This window comes from Paraburkholderia gardini (genome assembly GCF_907164545.1).
Taxonomy (GTDB): domain Bacteria; phylum Pseudomonadota; class Gammaproteobacteria; order Burkholderiales; family Burkholderiaceae; genus Paraburkholderia; species Paraburkholderia gardini.
Genome location: NZ_CAJQZB010000061.1, coordinates 1 through 19,482, shown reverse-complemented (window position 1 = coordinate 19,482; position 19,482 = coordinate 1). Strand labels below are relative to the sequence as shown.

Below are 19,482 nucleotides of genomic sequence, written 5' to 3'. Positions count from 1 at the left end.
AACATCGCTTAGCAACTGCCGCCGCTCAGCAGCTCAATTCCATCACGCCGTCGTTTAGTGTCGGATTTAGGCCGGCGTTCACAGTTTGAGACGCTCTCGCCTGCGGCGCTCGAAAGCCGGTTCGTCGAATGGGTCCAGGGCGTCCGCGGTGCGCTCGATGGACGGGTGATCGCCATTGATGGCAAGGCGCTACGCGGCTCACGTTCGGTGGCGCGCGGTACCGGTGCGCTGCACCTGGTGTCGGCATACGCGGCCGAGATGGGCCTGACGCTGGGACAGCAGCCGTGTGAGGAAAAATCCAACGAGATTGAGGCGATCAAGGAATTGCTGCCGGCTCTGGCACTCGAAGGCGCGGTGGTGACGATCGATGCGATCGGCTGCCAGAGCGCAATCGCCCGCCAGATTGTAGAAGGCGGCGGCGATTACGTGCTCGCCGTCAAGGACAACCAGCCGACGCTGGCCACCGCGCTGCGCGAGTTCTTCGCCTGCCTGAATCAACCCGGTTATCCGCCGCGGCCATGCGATATCCACGAAACCGTTGACAAGGGCCATGGCCGCTTCGAGACGCGCCGCTGCACGGCGGTGGATGATCTCGCGTGGCTCGACGCCATCGAGTTACGCGCACACTGGCCGAACCTGCGCTCGGTGGCGTGCATCGAGTCGCAGCGCGAGACCCACGGCCAGGTCCAGACCGACACGCGCTACGTGATCAGTTCGCTGCCGGCGGATGCCCAGCGCATCCTGTACGTCGCACGTACCCACTGGGCTATCGAGAATGGCCTGCACTGGTGCCTGGATGTCACCTTCAATGAGGACGCCAGCCAGATCCGGCTACGCAACGCCGCGCTGAATTTCTCCTTCCTGCGCCGGCTCGCCATCAACCTGTTCCGCGCCGATTCCAGCCGCGCACTCAGCCTGCCAAAGAAGCGCAAGGCCGCCGCCTGGAATCCCGACTACCTTGCACAGGTCTTGAATCTACAGAAAATTTGATGCTCCGGCCCTGACAGCCATCCCGCAAATCTATCCCATCGCTCTGCCCCTCTGGCATCATTACGGACTTCGTTAAGGAGTTGCACGTGTCCCGATTGACCGACCTGATTGCCCAAACCAAAGCCAAAGATCAACAATTAGGGGCAGATCTTGATCGGGAGTTCAAGGTTCTTTCCTCGCGCCTGCCCTTCGGGTTGAACTTTGAACGCCACAGCCCCGAAGCCGTTGAGTTGCCCCAGTGTCCTATCCGTAAGGGAGACAAGGTCCGTGTTTTGCCGCTGCGCGGCACCGTCAAGAAGGGCGATCAGCGCTTGTGGCAGGTGAAGGCCATCCACAAGACCACGAAGCAAGCCGACCTGGTTCTGCTGGGTTTTGACAGCGTCGAGACGCAGAGGGTTGCGCTGGATGATCTAGTGGTGGTGGCCGAGTTCAGCGACACGATCCACCCCGGCGTTGTTAGCACCGGTAAAGTACAGCGCGGGGGCGAGAAACCGTTCCATACCGTCATCAACGGCGAGAATTATCACGTCCTCAATGCGTTGACCTACACACATCGCGGCAAAGTCGACGCCATCTATATAGATCCGCCGTACAACACCGGTGCGAAGGACTGGAAGTACAACAACGATTACGTCGAAGGTGACGATCTATATCGCCATAGCAAATGGCTGGCGATGATGGAGCGCCGCCTGTTGGTGGCGAAGGAGTTGTTGAACCCGGCGGATTCAGTGCTGATCGTCACTATCGACGAGAAGGAGTACCTCCGGCTAGGGTTGCTCTTGGAGCAAGCCTTTCCCGAAGCCAGGATTCAGATGGTGTCAAGCGTGATCAATCCCGCCTCCTCTGCGAGAAAGGGCGAGTTCGGGCGGAGCAATGAATATGTGTTCCTCGCATACTTCGGTGACGCTTCTCCCTCGCCGCTTGTTCTTGATCCCGACTGGTTCGGGAAGACATCGGGAAAGCGCAAGGACCGTATTCGCTGGCAGGAGCTCTCGCGGAGAGGAGATAACGGCAGGCGCCTTGCTCGACCAAACCTCTTCTATCCGCTATTCGTGCTCGAAGACGGATCCGCAATTCACTCGGTAGGCGATGAGGTTCCAACGGACGCGGACCTTAGTTCGGTGCAGGCTCCGGCTGGAACAGTAGCAGTTTGGCCGATCCGGCAGGACGGATCTCACGGCACGTGGGGGCGCAATCCGCAGTCGCTACGAGCTGCGCTGAGTCAGGGATTCGTCCGGCTCGGCGGGTTTACGCCGCGGGGCATGGCCGTCTACCACCTCGCATCAGGTGAACAGAAGAAGGTGCTCGACGGAACGTATCCAGTCACCGGCTACAGGCCCGATGGGTCGGTGATCGTTGATGACTCGGACTACCAGACGGCGTTGGTGCCCGGCACGCAGTGGGATATCCAGTCGCACGATGCAAGTTCATTCGGATCCGCATTGTTGACGCGTTTGCTCCCTGGACGACGGTTCCCTTTTCCGAAGTCGCTCTACGCCGTAGAAGACGTTATCCGCTTCTTCGTGAAGGAAAAACCGGAAGCCATCATTCTCGATTTCTTCGCCGGCTCCGGCACCACCGGCCACGCCGTGATGCGCCTCAACAAGCAGGACGGCGGTCGTCGGCAATGCATCTCCGTCACCAACAACGAAGTCGCGTCTGACGAGCAGAAGGCGCTGCGGGAACAACGGGTGCGCCCAGGCGATGCCAAATGGGAGCGGCTGGGCATCTGCGACTACATCACCAAGCCGCGCATAAAGGCTGCCATCACTGGCAAGACACCGGACGGCGAACCGATCAAGGGAGACTACAAGTTTACCGACGAGTTCCCGATGGCCGAAGGCTTCGAGGAGAACGCCGAGTTCTTCACGTTGACCTACGAGACCCCTGTCTCGGTCAGCCACAACCTGGCCTTCGGTCGCATTGCTCCGCTGCTCTGGTTGCGAGCCGGTGCTCGTGGGTGGCGCATCGACAAGCCGCCATCCGATGGTTGGGCTGTTGCCGATGCCTACGGTCTGTTGACGGACGTGGACGCAGCGACCCCCTTCATCAAGGCGGTCAAGGCGGCCAGCGGCATCAACGTAGCCTACATCGTCACCGACGACGAACGGCGCTATCAGGCGATCGCACGCCGTCTGCCGGACGGTGTGGAACCCGTGCGCCTGTACGAATCCTATTTGACCAACTTCAGCTTTACCCACGGATACTGACGGATGAAGTTCACTCTCAAGGACTACCAGCGCGATGCTGTGCGCGACGCCTTGGCCAATCTCGGCAAGGCGCGCAGGTATTGGCGTGGTGAAAGGGACAAGACCGCCTTCTCTCTCACGGCCGTCACGGGTGCAGGTAAGACCGTCATGGCCGCTGCGGCGTTTGAGGCACTGTTCCACGGGGACGACGAATTCGGCTTCGAGGCCGACGCGGGTGCCATCGTCATCTGGTTCAGCGACGACCCATCTCTGAACGAGCAGACCCGCTTCCGACTGATGGAAGCAAGCGACCGTATTAACCATACCGACATGGTTGTCGTTGAAAACACCTTCAATCGGGCCAAGTTCGACGCGGGGAAGATTTACTTCCTCAACACACAGAAGCTGGGCAAAAACAGTTTGTTGGTGCGAGGCTTCGATCAAGCCGAACTCGAGGCCAAGGCAGGTAGCCTGCTGCCCGAGACCCGTCCGGACCTACGGGCCCATACGATCTGGGACACCATCCAGAACACCATTGAGGACCCAGACCTGACCCTGTACCTGGTGCTCGACGAAGCGCACCGTGGCATGGGCAATCCCACTATGGCCAGCCAGAATGCCAAGAGTACCATCGTCCTTCGCTTGATCAACGGCGCCGGTGCAGTGCCCGGCATTCCAGTCGTCCTTGGCATCTCCGCTACGGTCGATCGATTCAACCAAGCGATGAAAGGTGCCGCGAAGCGCCTCAAACTGGATGACGTGACCGTGGACACAACGAAGGTGCAGGAATCCGGCCTGATCAAAGACACGATCTTGCTTGACATTCCAGAAGAGGCTGGCGACTTCGATACCGTATTGGTCCGTCGTGCCACCGACAAGTTGAAGGATTCCACGCAGGCCTGGGCCGAATACGCCAAGCAGCAGGAAGAATCGCACTCCGTTCTCCCGCTGATGGTGTTGCAGGTGCCGAACACGCCGGATCCGAACGAGATCGGACGGGCACTGGACACCATCTATGCGCGTTATCCGGAACTGCCGCCCGGTAGCGTGGCGCACGTATTCGGGGAGCACACCACGCAGCGCTTCGGCAACCGTGACGTCCCCTACATCGAGCCGCAGCGCGTTCAGGAGTCAAACTGGGTCCGCGTGCTGGTGGCAAAGGACGCGATCAGCACCGGTTGGGATTGCCCGCGCGCCGAGGTGATGGTGTCGTTTCGCGCGGCCAGCGACCGTACGCACATCACGCAGTTGCTCGGTCGTATGGTGCGTTCGCCTCTGGCACGTCGCATCCCCGGAAACGAACGATTGAACACGGTCGACTGTTTGCTGCCGAAGTTCGATCGAACGACGGCAATCAGCGTGGTCGATGCGTTGATCAAGGGCGACGATACGCAGGGAGCTACGCCAGGCCGTATCCTGATCGATTACGTTGAGGTCAAGCCAAATCCCGACGTGCCGGTATCGGTGTGGCAAGTGTTCGAGGCCCTGCCGTCGCAGACCCGTCCGCAACGCGGCGCGAAGCCGGCCAAGCGCCTGACTGCGCTGGCGCACGAGTTGGCATCGGACGGAATTCTGCCGAACGCGGGCAAGTTGGCCCATGCCGCGTTGCACGACGCGCTCGACCGGTTCCAACAGGACAATCGCGAGATGATCGCGAACAGGCGCGAGGCAGTGTTGACGGTGGACGGGCGGACGGTCCGCGCGGATCTGCAAGGCAAGGCCAAGAGCTTCAACCAGTTGTGGGAAGAAGACGCCGATGCAGCGGCCATCGCCGATGTCTATCGACGTGCCACGCACGTCTTCACCCCGGACATCGCCCGCACCTACGTTGATCACCTGGCCTACAAGGTGGCCAATCCGGACGACGATGCCGATGAGTTCCTTGAAGCCATTGTTGAAGCGCGCGTCACCGTGGCCGGCCTAGGCCTCGTGACCGAAGTCCAGGCTTACTTCGACGGCGAGGCCGACCGTCTGGTGAAGGACTGGATGGCGCAATACGGCGCGCAGGTCAAAGCGTTGAACGACGACCGCAAGGAATCGTACCGCCAGATCGTCGAGATGAGCACGGATCCGCAGGACGTAGAGCTGATTAAGCCAGAGGACCGGTTCGAGCCGACAAAGGCCCGTGACGGCGATAAGGTGACGGACCTGCCGACCTGGAAGAACCACCTGCTCTGCGACAAGGACGGCGGGTACCCGGCCGAACTTAACGGGTGGGAGATAAAGGTGGTCGAGACGGAATCCGGCCGCAAGGGCTTCGGCTTCTGGTATCGGAACCCGCAGCAGCCGGGTCAATCGTCGTTGGGCGTGGCGTACCTATCGGACGGGCAATACCGAATGGTCCGCCCGGACTTCATCTTCTTCGCTACGCTCCATGACGGAACCGTGGTCGCGGATCTGGTCGATCCGCACGGCACGCAGTTTAGTGATGCTATTCCCAAGTTGCGTGGGCTTTCGCAGTATGCGCAAACCCATGCGACGGCCTACCGTCGTATTGAGGCCGTGGCCGAGGTGAACGGCAAGTTACGTGGGCTTGATTTGACGCGTGACGACGTACGAGCGGCGATCGACACGCTGAATGGTGGCGATGTCACGGCGCAAAGCCTGTTCGCCGGGAGCTTGGCGAGTGACTATCTCTGACGCCAGCGGAGCAGTGACAGAAATCAACGCGAATGCGGTCGTTGATCGGTTGCACTGGTGAAGGACCGCTTCGGGTCGCTATGCGCCTGGCGTCCCGGAAACGCCCAGGATACTCGACGATCGCAGCACAGCATGGATTGCGATCGTCAACCGCTTAATCCCAATAACTGTCGTTTCGCCCACACGAAGCGTGCGCTCCGCAGGGTCAGTCGAAAAGATCGGCCTGACGACGCTCGGCGGATACCTGCGGCTGCGGACGGCTCTCGATGCGAAAGAACTCAGGGTCGACGCCTGCGTGCCTGGCGGCTGCTAGCTAGTCGGGCATGGCTCCGACACCGTTCCAGTCGTTGCCCTTGGCATCGCGATAGACCGGGCGATTGGCGACGTCCTGCTCGATTGATGTAGCCAGCGCGTCGACGGTGATGCCGAATTCTTCCATGCGCCGGCGGATCCAGATAATGAGGCGCTCGCGCGCCTCGCCGTCGGCTAATTTTCGAATCATGTGTTTGGATTCCTCGGTGGTCATCTCACGCGCGCTTTCGCGCGATCTGATCGAATGACTCACCCGCGCGGAAGCGATCGAGCCTGTCGCTCGCCTCGGCGACTGCCGAGAGTGGGGCGCGCTGCAACTGGTAGTCGTAGGTGCTCGCGATCACCGCGAACTGGGCGAATCCGTCCTGGTCAAGCATCCAGACGCCGGTATCGCGGCCGCGATCGAACGCCGCTGAAAGGATGCCTTCCGCCTGCTGCATCTGCTCAAAGGTCGCTGCGCCGTATCCGGCCTCGGCCAGCAGCCCCGTCAGAATCATGGCCTGCGTCAAGGTTTGCGCCGCGTGCACTGTGCCGCAGCCGCGCCGCAGCGCATCCAGTGCGACATGAACCTGAAGCGAAATTTCGTCAACCGCGGCCCGCGGCATCGGGAGCAGCAGGGTCTTTGCGCGGCGGGCGCGGGCGGCCGCCTGGGTATTACGGGGAAACGGAATTGTTTTTGCCATCGTTGGAAAGTTAAGTCTGATTCTGGTCGTTGCCTGACGGTGCGCGACGTGCGGCCATGTATGCATCGATATAGCGTAGCGCTCGCTCGCACTCGTCAAGTGTTAGCGCGTGAATCGTCACCGGCAGCGGGTCGAACCCGAGCTCGGTCGCAACCCACCGGATCGCTTTGGCGCGAGCCTCGAACGCATTCACCGAATCACGGCGCATCTTGCCCGCGACCAGCGGCTCCAGTGCATCGTGCAGACGGCCTTTGGCATCGCGCAGCGCCGCGTTGGCGAGCCTCCCGAGCGGCACATTGCGCGTGCTGCGCGAATGCACGCCGATCCAGGCCTGACACGCCACACAGATCCACACCGGACCGTGATCGTCGTGGTACGGATAGGCCTCGTCGCTGGCACGGCTGAGCACGGCTTTTTCGCCGCAGTCGTCGCACAACGGTTGCGGCAATGCCTTGATAGGTTTTCCTACGCGCATCGCATCGACTCCGGTATCCAGTTATCGGCTCGATCCATTTCACTTTAGGATTCGCAAAACGCTAAAAGCTACACGATTTTCTGGAGCTTTCCGGTCCAGGACGGTCAACCGGTTTCCCGTCGCCGTGTCGCACGTCGCCATGCGTGACCCGATCATGTTGGCGCGCGGGTGCGACACGCTCCGGCCGAAAGCTGCTCGATTTGACCGCTCTTTCGGTCTGTTCAGGCGGTGCGCAGCTTGAACAATATCAGCATGTCAGAAGCTGCCGAAAATCCCCTGCTGAAAGTGAGCCAGCTCGAAGAGAGTGCGGTTCGCATGTTCTTCGAGTCGCTCAAGCCGTTGCGCGAGCAGCTCGACGCGCCCGACGTGGCCGAAATCATGGTCAACGACTTCAACAACGTCTGGGTCGAGCAGCGCGGCCGCATGCACCGGCTCAATCTCGAACTGAATCAGGCGACGCTGAACGGCGCCATTCTTTCGCTCGCGGCGTCAGTTGAGAAGTCAGCGCACGCGGGTACCTCGCAGGGCATCATCAACGCGGGTCACAAAGGCTTGCGGATCGCCGCGGTCATGCGCCCGACTGCGATCGACGGCCATGCGCTGTCGATCCGCAAACACCGCGAAATCCACCTCTCGCTGTCAGATTACGTCGCGATGGGCGCGTTCTCCCGCGTCAACGCATCGCGTGAAACCGCCAACATCGAGTTTCCCCCCGGCATCGAGAACGAAGCGCTCATGGAAGCGGTGCGCCAGGTGGTCATCCGGCGCAAGAACGTCCTGATATCGGGCGGCACCTCCACCGGCAAGACGACTTTCATCAATGCACTGACGGATCAGATTCCTGATGAAGAGCGTGTGATCTCGATCGAAGACACGCAGGAACTCAAGCTGCGCGTCCCGAACCGTGTGCGTCTGCTCTCGAACGTCGACAAGGGCGTGACGACTCAGGATCTCGTTGCCCTGAGCCTGCGCTTCCGGCCCGACCGGATCATCGTCGGCGAGGTGCGACGCGGCGAGGCCTTCGACTTCATCCAGGCATTGAGCACCGGCCACGATGGCGGCCTCGGCTCCATTCACGCGAACGACGCGCGCGGCGGCCTCGGCCGGCTCGAAACCCTTGGAATGCTGGGCATCCCGAAAGGGAGCCAGTGGGCGCTGGCCGACATGCGCAAAGCCATTTCCGACTGCTTCAACTATGTGATCCACCTCAAGCGCACGGGCGAGCTGCGCCACGTGTCCGAAATCATCGAGATCAAGGGTTTCAAGGACGGGGATTACATCCTCAATCGTGTTTTTTAACTTACCGGAGCAATGCATGAAGAAGTCCCTCGCAACCGTCCTGTTTCGACTGCGTTCCCGCAGCGTAGATCTGGCAAGTCGCTTTCTGAGCCGTAAGGAAATCCGCAGCACGCTCGTGGCTGCCGGCCTCGCAGTGTTCGCCCCGATGGCGTCCGCCGTCGATATGTCCGACCTGAGTTCGGCGACCGACGTGATCTGTCTGATCTCGGCCTATATCAGCGGCCCGTGGCTGTATGGCATCGGCATCGTGCTGATCATTGTCGGCGCGGTCGCCATCGGCAATTCGGAAAGCACGATCGGCAAGATCATCTCGACCGTATTCGTCGGCCTCGGTCTCGCCTCGTGCGCGATTCCGATCGTGAAGAACCACCTGCACATCAGCTACACCTGTGCGTAAGCCCACCACCGTCAGCCGCTCGCTGTCCTTGCCGCGCCAGATGGGCGGGGCGGACCGCACGCTCGCAATCGCCAACGGCACGGTCACGCTGCTGCTTTGCTACACGAGCATGACGCCCGCCTTCCTCGTCGTTGGCATTGCACTGCACATGCTGCTGCGGTGGAAAAGCTCGCGCGACCCCTGGTGGCGGGAGGTCAACCGGGTTTATGACCGGTACGCCGACGTCTACGAGCCAATGCCGACGACGAAATTCTCCGCCCGGTTCAAACGCCCGTACGGATTTGATCAGGATTTGCCATGCTGAAAACGAAACTCGCCCGGCGCTCGATTCAGGAGATCGCCCCGTGGGCGACGATGGTCACGCCCGAGCTGATCCTCGACAAGGACGGGTCGCTTCTGACGGTCTACACGTTCGAAGGTGTCGACGCGGACAGTCCGAACGCAACGGACGTGTCGGCCGCGCGCGACAACCTCGACCACGCATGCAAGAACTTCGACCACCGGATCACGGCGTGGTGGAAGCTGTCGCACCGCCGCATCAAGGGTGAGATTGACGGCACGTTTGCGTCAACGGTCGACGCACGCGTGGACGCGATCAACCAGGCGCACGTGGCGAGTGGCAAGTATTTTCGGAACACGCATTCGCTCGCGCTTGCGTACACCCCCGAGACCGGCATCAACAAGATCTTCGAAAAGATCGCGTACCACATGACGGTGGGCGGCAAGTCCATGCCCCTCGCCATGTTCGAGACCGCCAGGGATTCGATCCTCTCGCGCAGTGCGTTCGCATTCGACATCGAGCGGCTCACGTCCGATATCAAGCGCTTCGAGTCGGTCATCGACGCTTTCAAGGGCGGCGTCACGCGCCTGAAAATGAAGCGCCTTCAGTTGCAGAACGCGCTCGCGTTCCTCCACCAGAGTGCGAACCCCTCGGTACCGCCGCGCCGCGTGCGCTATCCCGTCACGATGCTCGACACGCATCTGACCGAAAGCGAAGTCACGGTCGGCGGCGATACCCTGATGTTTGATTCGGCGCACGGCAGGCGCTACGCGAAGATCATCGGCGTCAAGGAGTGGATGGGATTTCAGGAAGCGGCGCTCGACGTGCTCGCCGAAGTGGACGCTGAACTGGATGTCTGCGTGATGTTCCGGTTTCTCGACACGACGAAGGCCAGTGCGTACATCAAGAAGATTCGCAGTTTCTACAAGGTCGCGGCGTTCAACCCGTGGTCGATTCTCAAGGCGTACTTCTCGAAGGAAGAGCAGAAGAACGACGAGGGACGGGAACGCCTTGCCGACGAGGCAGAAAAGGCGCTCGCCAAACTCGTCGCGGACGGCCAGCAGTACGGGTTCGCGAACATCTCAGTCATCGTCTACGGGGATACGCCGCTGCAATGCGACGACGCGACACGCGAAGTCGTTGGGCGCATCGGCAACGCCGGGTTCGGTGTCATCGTCGAGCGCGACAACCTGTTTGCGGCGTGGCAGTCGACGTTGCCGGGCCGTTGGGACCAGCAAAAGCGCCTGCAGTTCGTCGAGACGCCGGCCGTCTCCGATATCGCGCCGCTGCGCAGCGTCGCGGAAGGCGCGAACGTCAATGACTGGCTCACGCAGCAGTCGGGCGAGAAGACCGGGCCACTGACCCTGCTGCCCACCCGGTACAAGACGCTGCAGCGCGTAAGCCTGCACCATCCGGGCGGCAAATCGCACTTGCTCGTTATTGGCCCGATCGGCGCGGGCAAGTCGATTTTCCTGAACTTCCTGCTCTCACAGACCGGACGCCACAAGGCGCGCCGGATCCGTTTCGACAAGGACCGCTCGACGCGAATTCCGACCGTGCTCGCCGGTGGGAAATTCATCGATGCGACGGGCCGCTTTGAGGCCGCGACGTCGGTCAACCCGCTCTCGTTGCTGCGCGATGAGAAGCACTTTCCATACGTCGCCGAATGGGTGCAGATGGCGATCGAGGACGATGACTTCAGATGCACGCCGCAACAGCAAAGCAAGATTTTCGAGGCGGTAACGACGCTCGGCAAGGGTTATGAGCCGCAACTGTGGACGCTGTCGAACCTGAACACGCTGCTGCCGATTGAGCTGCGCGAGCGCCTCAGTATATGGACGCAGGGCGAAAAGAACGGGCGCTTCTTCGACCACGCAGAAGATGCGTTCTCGCTTTCGGACGACATTTCCATCGAGATGGGCGATCTGTTCCAGAACTACCCGATCGCAGCCGCACTCTTCATGGATTACGCGTTTTACCGGATTTCGCACTGGCTGGACGGCAAGACCTACACGGTGATCGAGGTGGAGGAGGCGGGCTTCTTCTTCCAGTATCCGCGTTTCTACCAGCGGCTTGAAGTGTGGGCCGTCACGATCCGGAAGCTCAATGCGACGCTGGCGCTCGCCACGCAGTCGCTCGCGCAGGTGGCACGTATCCCGAACTTCGAGATTCTCAAAGAGAACATCCCGAACATCGTCTATCTGCCCAACAAGGATGCGAGGAACAACCTGCACCTGTACCGCGACCTCTTCGGGCTGACCGAGCACCAGATCGACATGATCTCGAACGCGGTGCCGAACCGCGACTATCTGTGGGTGACGCCGGACCAGACGCGCATGCTCCAGGCAAGTTTCCCGAAGGAAACGCTGGCCGTCCTGCGATCGGACGGTCGTGCACAGTCGGTGCTGGACAAACACTACGCGTCGGGCGCGGCGAACTGGGCCGAGGCGTATGTGCAGGAAATGCTGACTCTCGATTAAAGGACCATCAACGATGAAAAAGCTTCTCGTTCGTATCGCGCTCGCGGCCGGCCTCACGCTTGGCGTTTCCCAGGCTGCGATGGCGCAGTGGGTCGTCTTCGACCCGACCAATTTCGCGGAGAACATCATCACGGCGATGAAAGCCGTGAAAGGAGAGATCTACCAGGACACCAACATCACGTATCAGTACCAGATGATGTCCAATCAGCTACTTCAGGCCAAGAATCTGGACCCGAGTGCGATGCAGGCGCAGTACAACCAGATTTCGGGTGACCTGTCGAACACGAAGAAGCTCACGAGCACCATGCAGGATCTGTACGGCAATCTTCAGCAAGGCGGCGCCTGGGTGAGTCACGTTCAGGCACTGATCGCGCGTTCGGGAAAATCGAACGAACAGTGGTTCGCCGACATGAACACCTTCTACAACCAGAACGACAAGGCCTCGACGGAGCTGTTCCAGATGGGCAACGACGTGATGCAGCATACGCAGACGCTCGCGCAGCGTCGCCAGGATCTGCAATCCCAAATGGCGATGTCGCCCACCCAGCAGGCCACGGCCGAACTCACGACACACTACCTCGATATTGTCACGAGCCAGAACGCGGACCTGTTGCAGATGAGCGCGGCAAAGCAGCAGCAGGACGCGCAGAAGCAGTCACTGTCCAATGAGGATGAAAAGACCAAGTCGGCGGCGATGCAAAGCTTCACCGCGCAGCAGGACGCGGAGCGCGCGGCCTACGGGTTCTCGAAGTAACGGAGCGCGATTCCCATGTTGAAGTTCCTCAAACGGGCGACCGTCGCGGTACTGGTTCCGCTCCTCGTTGGTGTGCTCAGCCCAACGACCGCATTCGCGGACGACGTTCCTCTCCTTATGCCCGATGGCAACGTCATGCCCACTGGCACGCCGATCCCCACTGCGGGCGGCAATGTCGGAGCGACGGTGAAGGCCGGAGAAATCGGGGCGGGCAATGCGAAGGCGGTCGACAAGATCACTGCGCTCTTCGCCTCGATCATGGATACCGCCGTGACGCTCGCCGCGAAAATCAAGCCGGAAGCCGATAAATTCGCAAGCGGCCTTGCGGTTATCACAATCGTGCTTGCCGCGATCCGCTTCGCAGCAACCAAAGACCCGGTCATGGCCTGGGTCGCGGCGTTTGAGGAACTGGCGATACTGGGGATCTTCGCGTCCTTCTACGTGGGTTACGCGTCATTTGCGCCCATGTTCTACAAGTGGTTTCTCAGTCTGGCTACGACCATCAGTGGCTCGAATATGAGTAGCGCTGGAAGTATGATCGGCAGCGCCGCCGGGCAACTGTACGACTCATTCGCCAAGTCGTTTGCCGGTGCGAGCTGGTGGCAATACCCGGCGCTTTTGATGGCGGTCGGTCCGCTTGTGATGGCCTGGGCTGTTCTGTCCGTCACGTCCGTGGTGTTCCTTTTCTTCATCAATGTAGGCCAGTTGCAGATGGCCGCTGGCGCCGTGATGGGCCAGATTGCGTTCGCGCTCGGCTTTTCATCGTTCACGCGTGGGTATTTCAAGTCGTGGCTCGACTACATGATCAGCGCCGGCATGTACGTGGTGGTCGCCGCGATCCTGATGGCGCTGGTGACAAACGGCCTGACTTCCGCAATCAACGATTCGGCAACAGGCACCGGTGTATCGACGCCCCTCGGTGCGTCGTACGTGCTTGATCTGGCGCTCTTCGTGTTCATGCTGTCGTTCGAAATACCGAAGATTGCGGGCATGTTCGGTGGTGGCGCGAATGCGAGTGGCGCGATTGTCGGCAAGGTAGCGCGAGTTGCAAGCGGTGGCCTCGTATGACACCGTTACATGAACCTGTCACAGCGCGCGGGCTGGTTGAACAGCATCAGCATCGCGTGGACCTGATCCAGCAATGCGCCAATGAGGCCAGCATCGCCGAATTCGATCGGAAGTGGCTCGCGATACTCGAGCGCTGCGCCGCGTGGTTCTCGTCGGTCCCGCTTGGCGCGGATCTGTACAGGGAGCCGGGCGGGGCATTCCGGGCTACTGTTGAGACCGCGTTCTATGCAATGCGGCTTGCCGGTGGCCAGAAGTTCGGCACCAACCTTTCGTCAGAAAAACGTCGCCGCATCGAGCCGCAGTACAACTACGCCGTCTTTCTCGCCGCAGTGTGTTCTCGCCTGGACGAACCGTACCGGCATTTCGTTATCGAGCGCGACAGCGACCGTGCCGCGTGGAACCCGCCGGTGGATGGGGCGGCTGGACCGTGGCTCGGGGGCCGCCCGTACCGCATCGCGCGCCGTCCGTCGCCGCTGCCGGTCGAGCGCATGCGAACCGGCATGCTCGCGCAGATGCTTATCGGCAGCGACCTGCTGGCCTGGCTCGATCACGACGTGCTGGCCGAGATGTTCGGGGCGATCAATCCGAATATGAAGCCGCTCGAAGCCGAATCGCTGATTCACAAGGTGATCCGGCAGGCCGTACTCACGGCAGCCGAATTCGACCGCAAGGCGCAGCAATCGGTGTTCGAACCTGTGCAGTTCGCTGTGCCCTCTGCGATTCATGTGGCCGCCGAGTTGCAGCCCAGCGTTGCGGCGCCGCCGGCGGCCGACCGACCGAGCGTCATGCTGCCACCGGTCGCGCCAGCGCTCGCATCGAGCCCGCACACTCCCGTTGTGGCACCAGCCCATACGGCGACGCAGGAGGGTGGGGCGGCTACCGCGCCCGCAATTGCCGAGTCGGCGCTGCCAGCGGGGAGCCCCGACCCTGATTCGTCAACGCCGGCTGCGTCAACACCCGAACGAGTGGCGCGGGCCGTCGATCCGGCCGCAATGCGATCCGTCGCCGCGTCGAGCGCAGCCGCCGACCGCGCGGCATTCGACGAAGTGCTCAAAGGCGCGCCGAACATGATTCTCGAACTGTTCCGGGCGCTTCGCGAGGATGTCGCCGCTGGCAAGGCCAGCGTGCAGTGGACCGACGCAGGTCTCGCGGTCCAGAAGCGTCTGATCGGCAGCTACGGTGTGGCCAGCGACACGCTCGTTGAACACCTGAGGAAGCGGAGCTTGCTGCTCACGAACGGGCAGGGCGAAATCACCCTCGCGCCACGCGCCGGACAACTCATTCTCGGACGGCCTTCATGATCAGCTATATCAATCACTTCCGTCCGATCTATGAAGTTCGGGCCGCGACCTTCTGGCTTCTGGCTGTCGTGCTGTTGCCAGTCTCGGATATGCCGTACGGATGGGCTTTTGCCTTGTTCGCGCTGATGGTGCTGGCGTGGCGCTCCCGCCAGATCTGGAAGGCACTCAAGTTTCGCATGGCCATCTCGACGAAGTGGCTCACGACACTGGAAGTACCGAAGCTGCTCGAAATCCAGCGCCGGATGCGCGATGAAGCGAATTCGATGTATCTCGGGATCGGCTACGAGTGGACGCAAAAGCATTGCCAGATTGCTCACGACATCCTGCGCATGCCGACCACTGACATTCCCGGTCTGCCACGGTGGCTCTCGAAGACCCGCCGGGGCCGCCGGATCGAGGCGGCGATCGAAAACATCTTCGCGCCGAAAGACAGCCAGCGCGATCGCATGCCGCAAGGCTCGTCGTGGATACACGGCATGGAGCCGAAGAAGGCGCTCGTGCCATTCCACTACAAGGCGATGGGTGGCCACACGCTGGTGGGTGGCACAACAGGCGCCGGAAAGACCCGGACGTACGAGGTCATCTCCACGCAGGTGATCCATCTGGGCGACGTCCTGATCATTGTGGATCCGAAGAACGACGCCGAGTGGAAGCGGCGCGTCGAGAAGGAGTGTGCCCGCTCCGGTCGCAAGTTTCTCTATTTCAACCAGGCGAAGCCGTCCGAGTCGATCCGCCTGAACCCGATCGAGAACTGGTCGCAGCCGTCGGAAATTCCGAGCCGTATCGCGCAGCTGATGGAAGAGGGGCCGTTCCGGGACTTCGCGTTCCTGTTTATCGACCGTGCGGTGAAGGGCGAGCTGTACATCGGCGACAAGCCAACCCTCCGGTCCATCCTGAAGTACGCGCAGGCCGGTATCACGCCGCTACTGGAAAAGAGCCTCAAGCGCTTCTTCCGTGAGAACGGGGTGAACAACTGGGAGGAACTGGTCGCCTCGGAGACCATGCGTCAGGGCCAGAAGCAGAATGGTGCATCGCTCGTCGACGGCATGATTGCGCTCTACAACGCGCGCTTCACTGCAATGGACAAGGGGCACGAGGCAATCGACGGTCTGATCGCGACGCAGGTTCACGACCGGGAACATTACATGCGGATCATCGCGTCTGCGCTGCCGCTGCTGCAGATGCTCGCGACCGGCGAAACCGGACTGATGCTCGCGCCGAAGGCCGATGACTTCGAAGACGAACGCGAGATCTGGGACATCGACAAGGTCATCAAGCAGAAGGCGGTTCTGTACATGGGCCTTGACTCGTTGTCGAACAACATCGTGCAGAAGGCGATCGCGTCGATGATCCTCGCGGACGTAGCGGCGGTATGCGGATCGATTTACAACTTCTACGACGCCCCGCCCGAGGTGGTGCTAATCATTGACGAGATCGCAGAGGCGATCAACGAACAGGTCATCCAGATACTGAACAAGGGGCGCGGCGCGGGGTTCAAGGCGTTCGTCGCGTTTCAGGCGCGGGCGGATCTGGAGGCTCGCCTCGGAAACGCCGCGAAAATGCTGCAGGTTTTGGGCAATCTGAATAACCAGATCATCTTACGCTTGGAAGACAGCGACACAGCGCAGTGGTTCTCCGACAAGGTCGGCGAGACCGCGATTCGCAACCTGACGATTTCCGGCAGCACCAGCACGGGGAGCGAGGCGCATGTCGGTGAATTCACCGGGTCAGTTTCACGTTCGCTTCAACTGGAGAAAGCACCCCTGATTCCAACCCGCCTGATTCACGGCCTGCCTAATCTGCAGTACTTCATGCGTATCTCGGGCGCCGCCGTGTATCAGGGACGCATTCCAATTCTCAAAGGCTGAAAACCTACGCATGTCTGCCGTATTCAAAAAAATTATTCGCGACTACAAGCTGTCCTCCCGCCTGATTCCGGTCTTTACCCTGGCGCCCGAGCTTGAACTCGCCTGCGCACGCGTGGCCGACTTCATCGGAGAAAAGTTCATGGGCGAGAGCGAGCCGCTGGTCAAGGAGATGCTCGATCACGGGTTATCGGCGTACAGGCGTGCCCGCAAGACGGGCGACTCCCATATCGCCTTCATGCAGGGCCTGTTCGAAACGGCGCACCTGCTCTACGCACACCGGTACGTCGCGCGAGACGGAGAGCGGTATCACGTCTGGTCGCCGATGTTCGAGCCGGTTCCGGCGTTTGAGGCGCGCCACGAGACCCTCGAAATCGGGATGTCCGACGAGCGGTGTCCAGAAAGCATCACGCAGCGCTCGGCCGCGTTCCAGCTTGCCGCCCGGGCACTCACGGGTGAGAACTTTCGTCTCTATTTCGAGGACTACGATGTCGCTCACGCCTTTGCTGATAGCGAACCTGTCGAGGGTTGATCGGGACGTCGCGCGCCGCGCCATATCGACAGCGCGCGCACAGGACGAGATCGACGCACCTCGGCCTGACGAGTTTGTGCGCGGGCCGGGCGCAATGGCCTACGCGCTCGCCCTCTTCATCAGCCGCAAACCCATCCATTTTTACATCGGTCTGACCGGGCTGATCGCGTTCCCGACCTACATGCTGGTCGAGGTCGCGACTTTCCTGTTCAACTGGGGGATGCATTTCTATGGCCGGTAGCAGCCGATTTGTCTCCCATGTGAAGTGGTGGTTCTTCTTCGTGCCGCTCATCGCTGTATTCATCATGCCCGCGATTCCTGACCGTTCGTTGTTCGAGATTCCGGACGAGGAGGCAAGCTCGGTGATCACCACCATAGGTCAGGCGCGAGCTAACGAAGCGACGGAGCACGCTAACGATGTCTTCCGGCGGTGGTTCGTCGAGTCAGGTCTGGTGCGCGCAACAATCGATGCGACGCAAATGGAAGATATTGGCGACGGCGGCGTAACGGACTTCGCGCACACATGGGTGCATAACTTCTGGCTGCTGCTCTACCGCGTCGTCTATCGCGCGATGGTCATGAAGCTCTGGCTCGTCGGCACGGTGGTTTTCTGCGCGGCCATGTTCGTGGATGGCTCCATGCGGCGAAAGATCAAGGCGTCCGCGGCGGGATTTGCCAGTCCCTTATCGTTCCATCTGGCCGGACACGGCGTCCTGCTCGTGTTCGGCGTCGCCTTCGCCGTGCTGGTGGCTCCAATCCCGGTGCTTGCGCCGTACTGGATTGCCGAGTCCGCAGCGCTCGGCATGCTTCTGTGGAAAGCGTCCTCGTCGTATCAGTAAGCCAGCGTCGCAAGCCGGTGCATCTCCCCGAAAGCTACACGAAAAACCGCATCATTTCGCCTCAGGACGGTCAACCGGTTGACCGTCCTCGCTGCCTCGACTTCTGCCCGGTTCGGCCGTCTTTCCTTATGCCGGCCGCTTTTCGGTCCAGTTCCACGCCTACTCGATCGCGCGTGTAAGCGCGTCGCGCTCACTTTCGAGATATCCGGGGTGGTCTCCCTGGATTTCCACCTCGTCGCCTGAGCGGATGACGGCGTCGGCCCAATAGCCGGCCCACCGAACGAGGGATATTCGGATTGAGTGGTTGATCTCCTCAATGGATGTTGCATGGCGACAATCAAGCATTCTGGGCATCTACGAAACATCGGGCGCATAGCGACCGAGATGGAATGGACACCGCCCTCCCCCATGCGCAGCTAACGCCGCGATGCCGTTGCGGTCGGAACCGATGATTCAGGCAGATTGATCCGCTGGAACCAGCATCATCGCCTTACCTCCCAATTTCGGGGCAAGCTTCTGCTGGACCGCGACCACTGACGGAAGCGGGCGCCATGCCACGGTCATGCTATCGACAAGGCCCGCGTCGTTTAGATGCATGTGATCCATTCCGTCAATTACGTGGTCACCGAGTCTAATCGTGAACACGGCGACAAAGTCAGCCCCGTCGCGCAAGAGAAGCTTCGGTTCGAAGGCGTCCACGGTAGCGAGAAGCTGCGTCAGGACATCTGCGACACGCTCCTTCCCTACGAACGGGGCGGGAACGATTGGACTTCTGAGGACGACATTATCTGCCATATGGACCTTGGTACCTTCGACGTCGCGATTGCCCATGGCTTTGAGGTAAGCATCGAGATGTTCAGCGGTGGTCATAAAAATTCTCTCCTGATAGAACCGGTGCGCCGGCACGGCGCGTTTTGAGTTGCCAACACACTGGCGCTCCCATTGTTCGATCACTGCACACAGGTGCGCCAAGGACTGGATGAAGCGCGACCGGCATCGTGCAGGGGCCGGCCGCCTCTCAAATACATCGTAAGGCCATTGACCCATCATCATTAATCGGGGTAGCGTTCACATTAATCATGACAAAAATGTCACTAATGCCGCGTAGGGGGCTAATGTGGAAAATCTGAGTGCGCTGGGCGGGCTGGAAGTCTTTGTCCACACTGCGCGAACGCGGAGCTTTGCGGCCACTGGGCGGGAACTCGGCATCTCAGCGTCAGCTATCAGCAAGAGCATTTCCAGGCTGGAAGAGCGCCTTGGCGTGCGGCTCTTCCAACGTAAGCGACATTTGGCGGCCGTCTTGACGATCAGAATTTGATCTCGAAGAGGCGTTCGTTGAAGCCCTGGAGGTCAAAGGCAGCAGGATCGAAACTACCGC

At 60.8% G+C, this 19,482-nt stretch carries 19 protein-coding genes; 15 read left to right on the top strand and 4 right to left on the bottom strand.

Annotation, left to right across the window (positions count from 1 at the left end; genetic code table 11):
• Positions 1-57 precede the first annotated feature (57 nt).
• The 3 genes from LPA37_RS27080 (at position 58) to LPA37_RS27070 (ending at position 5,819) form a co-directional block, all read left to right on the top strand.
• A complete protein-coding gene (locus tag LPA37_RS27080) occupies positions 58-990 on the top strand; it encodes an ISAs1 family transposase (protein WP_229014194.1) in 933 nt (310 codons plus the stop codon).
• Between the two features lie 86 nt (positions 991-1,076).
• Positions 1,077-3,200 carry a site-specific DNA-methyltransferase gene (locus tag LPA37_RS27075; protein WP_229014193.1) on the top strand — a complete coding sequence of 708 codons (2,124 nt, stop codon included), beginning with the start codon at positions 1,077-1,079 and terminating at the stop codon, positions 3,198-3,200.
• Between the two features lie 3 nt (positions 3,201-3,203).
• Positions 3,204-5,819, top strand: coding sequence for a DEAD/DEAH box helicase (locus LPA37_RS27070; RefSeq protein ID WP_229014192.1), 2,616 nt, complete (start codon positions 3,204-3,206; stop codon positions 5,817-5,819).
• Positions 5,820-6,132: 313 nt separating this feature from the next.
• Here the strand turns inward: LPA37_RS27070 and LPA37_RS27065 are convergent, their stop codons facing one another.
• From LPA37_RS27065 to LPA37_RS27055, 3 genes are read right to left on the bottom strand one after another with little or no spacing between them, the layout of a single operon-like run.
• A complete protein-coding gene (locus tag LPA37_RS27065) occupies positions 6,133-6,345 on the bottom strand; it encodes a DNA-binding protein (RefSeq protein ID WP_407672635.1) in 213 nt (70 codons plus the stop codon).
• Between the two features lies 1 nt (position 6,346).
• A complete protein-coding gene (locus LPA37_RS27060; protein ID WP_229014191.1) occupies positions 6,347-6,814 on the bottom strand; it encodes a hypothetical protein in 468 nt (155 codons plus the stop codon).
• A 10-nt stretch (positions 6,815-6,824) separates the two neighbouring features.
• Positions 6,825-7,289 (bottom strand): zinc-finger-containing protein, encoded by a 465-nt coding sequence (locus LPA37_RS27055; RefSeq protein ID WP_229014190.1) that lies wholly within the window; start codon positions 7,287-7,289, stop codon positions 6,825-6,827.
• 252 nt (positions 7,290-7,541) lie between these two features.
• Here LPA37_RS27055 and LPA37_RS27050 point away from each other — a divergent pair, with 252 nt between their 5' ends.
• From LPA37_RS27050 to LPA37_RS27000, 11 genes are read left to right on the top strand one after another with little or no spacing between them, the layout of a single operon-like run.
• On the top strand, positions 7,542-8,588 hold the full coding sequence (locus LPA37_RS27050) for a CpaF family protein (protein WP_229014189.1): 1,047 nt from the start codon (positions 7,542-7,544) through the stop codon (positions 8,586-8,588).
• Between the two features lie 16 nt (positions 8,589-8,604).
• Positions 8,605-8,985, top strand: a complete 381-nt coding sequence (locus tag LPA37_RS27045) for a TrbC/VirB2 family protein (protein ID WP_229014188.1) — start codon at positions 8,605-8,607, stop codon at positions 8,983-8,985.
• Positions 8,986-9,025: 40 nt separating this feature from the next.
• Positions 9,026-9,289: a conjugal transfer protein gene (locus tag LPA37_RS27040; RefSeq protein WP_229014195.1), complete on the top strand. Its 264-nt coding sequence runs from the start codon at positions 9,026-9,028 to the stop codon at positions 9,287-9,289.
• Positions 9,283-11,745, top strand: coding sequence for a VirB4 family type IV secretion system protein (locus tag LPA37_RS27035; protein ID WP_229014187.1), 2,463 nt, complete (start codon positions 9,283-9,285; stop codon positions 11,743-11,745). Before LPA37_RS27040 ends, LPA37_RS27035 begins: the two co-directional genes overlap by 7 nt.
• 13 nt (positions 11,746-11,758) lie before the next feature.
• On the top strand, positions 11,759-12,499 hold the full coding sequence (locus tag LPA37_RS27030; protein WP_229014186.1) for a DUF4141 domain-containing protein: 741 nt from the start codon (positions 11,759-11,761) through the stop codon (positions 12,497-12,499).
• Positions 12,500-12,514: 15 nt separating this feature from the next.
• Positions 12,515-13,567: a type IV secretion system protein gene (locus LPA37_RS27025; RefSeq protein ID WP_229014185.1), complete on the top strand. Its 1,053-nt coding sequence runs from the start codon at positions 12,515-12,517 to the stop codon at positions 13,565-13,567.
• A complete protein-coding gene (locus tag LPA37_RS27020) occupies positions 13,564-14,868 on the top strand; it encodes a TraI domain-containing protein (protein WP_229014184.1) in 1,305 nt (434 codons plus the stop codon). The genes LPA37_RS27025 and LPA37_RS27020 overlap by 4 nt, the downstream gene beginning before the upstream one ends.
• Positions 14,865-16,736, top strand: coding sequence for a conjugative transfer system coupling protein TraD (traD, locus tag LPA37_RS27015; RefSeq protein ID WP_229014183.1), 1,872 nt, complete (start codon positions 14,865-14,867; stop codon positions 16,734-16,736). The genes LPA37_RS27020 and traD overlap by 4 nt, the downstream gene beginning before the upstream one ends.
• Positions 16,737-16,746: 10 nt before the next feature.
• A complete protein-coding gene (locus tag LPA37_RS27010; protein ID WP_229014182.1) occupies positions 16,747-17,265 on the top strand; it encodes a hypothetical protein in 519 nt (172 codons plus the stop codon).
• The gene (locus tag LPA37_RS27005) at positions 17,222-17,506 is read left to right on the top strand and encodes a hypothetical protein (RefSeq protein WP_229014181.1); all 285 of its coding nucleotides are present in this window, start codon (positions 17,222-17,224) and stop codon (positions 17,504-17,506) included. The genes LPA37_RS27010 and LPA37_RS27005 overlap by 44 nt, the downstream gene beginning before the upstream one ends.
• Positions 17,496-18,104: a DUF4400 domain-containing protein gene (locus LPA37_RS27000; RefSeq protein WP_229014180.1), complete on the top strand. Its 609-nt coding sequence runs from the start codon at positions 17,496-17,498 to the stop codon at positions 18,102-18,104. Before LPA37_RS27005 ends, LPA37_RS27000 begins: the two co-directional genes overlap by 11 nt.
• A gap of 453 nt (positions 18,105-18,557) precedes the next feature.
• On the opposite strand, the gene LPA37_RS26995 is transcribed toward LPA37_RS27000, so the two are convergent.
• On the bottom strand, positions 18,558-18,974 hold the full coding sequence (locus LPA37_RS26995) for a nuclear transport factor 2 family protein (protein ID WP_229014179.1): 417 nt from the start codon (positions 18,972-18,974) through the stop codon (positions 18,558-18,560).
• 247 nt (positions 18,975-19,221) lie between these two features.
• Between LPA37_RS26995 and LPA37_RS26990 the strand changes: the two genes are divergently transcribed.
• A complete protein-coding gene (locus LPA37_RS26990; protein ID WP_407672634.1) occupies positions 19,222-19,422 on the top strand; it encodes a helix-turn-helix domain-containing protein in 201 nt (66 codons plus the stop codon).
• Positions 19,423-19,482: the final 60 nt, after the last annotated feature.

Coding starts and splice junctions, on each gene's coding strand:
- traD (WP_229014183.1), top strand. CDS start 14,865: ATGATCAGCTATATCAATCACTTCCGTCCGATCTATGAAGTTCGGGCC.
- LPA37_RS27030 (WP_229014186.1), top strand. CDS start 11,759: ATGAAAAAGCTTCTCGTTCGTATCGCGCTCGCGGCCGGCCTCACGCTT.
- LPA37_RS27035 (WP_229014187.1), top strand. CDS start 9,283: ATGCTGAAAACGAAACTCGCCCGGCGCTCGATTCAGGAGATCGCCCCG.
- LPA37_RS27000 (WP_229014180.1), top strand. CDS start 17,496: ATGGCCGGTAGCAGCCGATTTGTCTCCCATGTGAAGTGGTGGTTCTTC.
- LPA37_RS27005 (WP_229014181.1), top strand. CDS start 17,222: ATGTCGCTCACGCCTTTGCTGATAGCGAACCTGTCGAGGGTTGATCGG.
- LPA37_RS26995 (WP_229014179.1), bottom strand. CDS start 18,974: ATGACCACCGCTGAACATCTCGATGCTTACCTCAAAGCCATGGGCAAT.
- LPA37_RS27055 (WP_229014190.1), bottom strand. CDS start 7,289: ATGCGCGTAGGAAAACCTATCAAGGCATTGCCGCAACCGTTGTGCGAC.
- LPA37_RS27020 (WP_229014184.1), top strand. CDS start 13,564: ATGACACCGTTACATGAACCTGTCACAGCGCGCGGGCTGGTTGAACAG.
- LPA37_RS27025 (WP_229014185.1), top strand. CDS start 12,515: ATGTTGAAGTTCCTCAAACGGGCGACCGTCGCGGTACTGGTTCCGCTC.
- LPA37_RS27045 (WP_229014188.1), top strand. CDS start 8,605: ATGAAGAAGTCCCTCGCAACCGTCCTGTTTCGACTGCGTTCCCGCAGC.
- LPA37_RS27050 (WP_229014189.1), top strand. CDS start 7,542: ATGTCAGAAGCTGCCGAAAATCCCCTGCTGAAAGTGAGCCAGCTCGAA.
- LPA37_RS27060 (WP_229014191.1), bottom strand. CDS start 6,814: ATGGCAAAAACAATTCCGTTTCCCCGTAATACCCAGGCGGCCGCCCGC.
- LPA37_RS27070 (WP_229014192.1), top strand. CDS start 3,204: ATGAAGTTCACTCTCAAGGACTACCAGCGCGATGCTGTGCGCGACGCC.
- LPA37_RS27065 (WP_407672635.1), bottom strand. CDS start 6,345: ATGACCACCGAGGAATCCAAACACATGATTCGAAAATTAGCCGACGGC.
- LPA37_RS27040 (WP_229014195.1), top strand. CDS start 9,026: ATGGGCGGGGCGGACCGCACGCTCGCAATCGCCAACGGCACGGTCACG.
- LPA37_RS27010 (WP_229014182.1), top strand. CDS start 16,747: ATGTCTGCCGTATTCAAAAAAATTATTCGCGACTACAAGCTGTCCTCC.